Origin of the sequence: Pararhizobium sp. LjRoot238 (assembly GCF_964252955.1) — a bacterium.
In the GTDB taxonomy this organism is placed as follows: domain Bacteria; phylum Pseudomonadota; class Alphaproteobacteria; order Rhizobiales; family Rhizobiaceae; genus Pararhizobium.
Genome location: NZ_CAXUPP020000008.1, coordinates 1 through 2,580, shown reverse-complemented (window position 1 = coordinate 2,580; position 2,580 = coordinate 1). Strand labels below are relative to the sequence as shown.

At 59.1% G+C, this 2,580-nt stretch carries 3 protein-coding genes and 1 pseudogene; 2 read left to right on the top strand and 2 right to left on the bottom strand.

All coding sequences use genetic code 11. From position 1 onward, the window contains the following. Positions 1-81: 81 nt before the first annotated feature. Together ACSQ3F_RS29315 and ACSQ3F_RS29310 are read right to left on the bottom strand one after the other, a co-directional pair. Positions 82-609, bottom strand: a complete 528-nt coding sequence (locus ACSQ3F_RS29315) for an RES family NAD+ phosphorylase (RefSeq protein ID WP_436103671.1) — start codon at positions 607-609, stop codon at positions 82-84. Continuing rightward, positions 606-992 carry a hypothetical protein gene (locus ACSQ3F_RS29310; RefSeq protein ID WP_436103672.1) on the bottom strand — a complete coding sequence of 129 codons (387 nt, stop codon included), beginning with the start codon at positions 990-992 and terminating at the stop codon, positions 606-608. The genes ACSQ3F_RS29315 and ACSQ3F_RS29310 overlap by 4 nt, the downstream gene beginning before the upstream one ends. A gap of 162 nt (positions 993-1,154) precedes the next feature. Here ACSQ3F_RS29310 and ACSQ3F_RS29305 point away from each other — a divergent pair. Both ACSQ3F_RS29305 and ACSQ3F_RS29300 read left to right on the top strand, forming a co-directional pair. Continuing rightward, a pseudogene (locus ACSQ3F_RS29305) lies at positions 1,155-1,319 on the top strand (integrase); the annotation flags it as partial. Positions 1,320-1,491: 172 nt separating this feature from the next. Next, entirely contained in the window at positions 1,492-2,514 is a 1,023-nt protein-coding gene (locus ACSQ3F_RS29300) for an LLM class flavin-dependent oxidoreductase (RefSeq protein WP_436103670.1), read from the top strand. The last annotated feature ends 66 nt before the right edge of the window (positions 2,515-2,580 follow it).

Below are 2,580 nucleotides of genomic sequence, written 5' to 3'. Positions count from 1 at the left end.
TTCCCCCGGCAGAAATGGCAGGCGACGTTTGGCCTCGCCGCGACGCTCCCCGCTATCTGGCGCGGCCCCTCGTGGATGGCGTTATGGCCAAGAGGACTGATCTTTTGGCAATCGGCCGTCTGGATCGTGAACCTCGACACTGTCGCTCGGATCGAGGTTGGCACTGAAGACGACGAGATTTGTTCCTCCGGCATGCTGCAGCGATGGAAAGAGAACTCCCTTGTATCCTGCCGTGATGGCGATATCCGACAACAACCAGCATGTCGGTATCTTGTGGTCGATCCGGGCGATCTTTCGCCATTGACAGTCCCACTCGGCCCATTTCGAATCCCAAACCAAGGGATCGAACCCCGCTGAGAGGTCTACGATCGGATCCAGTCGCACAGTATAGGCCGCAAGCGTTGCCGGCGGCGTGATCGAGGCGCCTTGGCGATATTCTTCCAGCGCCGTTTGCGGCGCCCTGGAAAGGTAAAGTGCTTCAATGCCGGGTCGATTGAAGCGACCGCCATCGCTTGCGGCCCCTGCTCCGCTGGTGGGAAGATGAGCCCACTTCGGCGTGAGAAAGCGATGAAAAATCTCGCCCTCCGAGCTTAAACGTGTAAGCTTCACCCGCGCGCGCCGTTACCAAGGTCCCGGACATAGGCCAGAACAGCCTCGACATGCCCTTCTGCCACGAGTTCGGCCGCGGTCTTATGGTCGTAGTCCCTGATGGGTTCGTTACGGTACCAGTAGATTGCCTTATCAAGCGCCCCGGTCAGTTCGGCCACCGCCGAGATCACCTTGATCATTTCCCGCATACGTCCTTGCAGCCGCTCGGAAGAAGGATTGCGCAGGGTATTGCGGTGAACGCCCGTCAATTCCGCCAGACCAGTCACTGGCACACCGAGCGCTTTGGACAGGCGGTTGGGCGAAATATAGGGTGTGCGCGGCTCCTGCAGGCTATCGACAAAGCCCGATACCACCGTTGTATGCGTCATAAGAGCCTGTGCCATGTTTGCACTCCGGTAATCTACTATGCACAATATATGCACATTTGTGCGCACATCAAGGGTTTCATTTTCAGTCTCGACCTCCCCTCCCTGCTTCCCTGGGAACAGGTGGCCTCGACCACGGCTTATGCCTGCCCACGAATTGTGAGCATCAACCTGCCTTAAAAATTCTCCGGCCATTCCCTGCGCGCCGGCTTCGCCTCCCCCGCCGAAGTCGACGAGCGCTATGTCCAGAAACAGTTCGGCCATGCCTCCGCCGAGATGACCCGAAAATACCAGCGGCGGCTAAACCGTTTCCGGGTCAATCTGACAAAGGCGGCAGGGCTTTAAAATCCGACCTCGTCGGACTACTCGTCATGGACGGGCGCGGTTTCCCCATCCGAACGACGGTACTAGTTTGTGAACAGTATGTTGCCGGCCAGAGACTTTTCGAGCCTACAAGAATATCCCATGTTCCGGATTGATCCTGACAGCGGACGCTATGCGTCGAGGTAGACCATCCATGAAGAAAATCGGCTTTCTGTCCTTCGGCCACTGGACCCCCTCCCCTCAATCGCAGACCCGCTCGGCGGGCGATACGCTTCTTCAATCCATCGATCTCGCGGTTGCAGCCGAACAGCTCGGCGCCGACGGGGCCTATTTCCGTGTTCATCATTTCGCCCGGCAACTCGCCTCTCCCTTCCCGCTCCTCGCTGCGGTCGGTGCCAAGACGAAGTGCATCGAGATCGGTACGGCAGTCATCGACATGCGCTATGAAAATCCGCTCTACATGGCGGAAGATGCCGGTTCGGCTGACCTGATCAGCGGCGGTCGCCTGCAGCTTGGCATCAGCCGCGGCTCGCCTGAACAGGTGATCGACGGCTGGCGCTATTTCGGCCACCAGCCTGAGGATGGCATGACCGACGCCGACATGGGCCGACGGCACGCCGAGGTTTTCCTGGACGTTCTGAAGGGCGACGGTTTCGCACAGCCCAATCCGCGTCCGATGTTTCCCAATCCGCCAGGTCTGCTTCGGCTCGAGCCCCATTCGGAGGGACTACGGCAGCGTATCTGGTGGGGTGCAGGCTCAAATGCCACCGCTGTCTGGGCCGCCAAGCTCGGCATGAATTTACAAAGTTCGACCCTGAAGGACGACGAGACGAGCGAACCCTTCCATGTCCAGCAGGCCAACCAAATCCGTGCGTACCGCGAGGCCTGGAAGGAAGCCGGCCACAGCCGCGAGCCGCGTGTCTCCGTTAGCCGCAGCATCTTCGCCCTCGTCGACGATCGAGATCGGGCCTATTTTGGCCGCGGGGGTAAGGAAGAAGATTCGATCGGTTATATCGACGAAAACACCCGCGCAATCTTCGGCCGCTCCTACGCTGGTGAGCCAGACGAACTCATTAAGCAGCTTCAAGGCGACGAGGCTATCGCCGAAGCAGAGACTCTTCTCCTCACTGTCCCGAACCAACTCGGTGTCGATTACAATGCGCATGTCATAGAGGCGATCCTGAAACACGTCGCACCGGAACTTGGCTGGCGTTAGCGGATAATCTGGAATTCGCTACACGGACGGACCGTCCACGAGAGGGACGCCGGAAGAGCCAGCCAG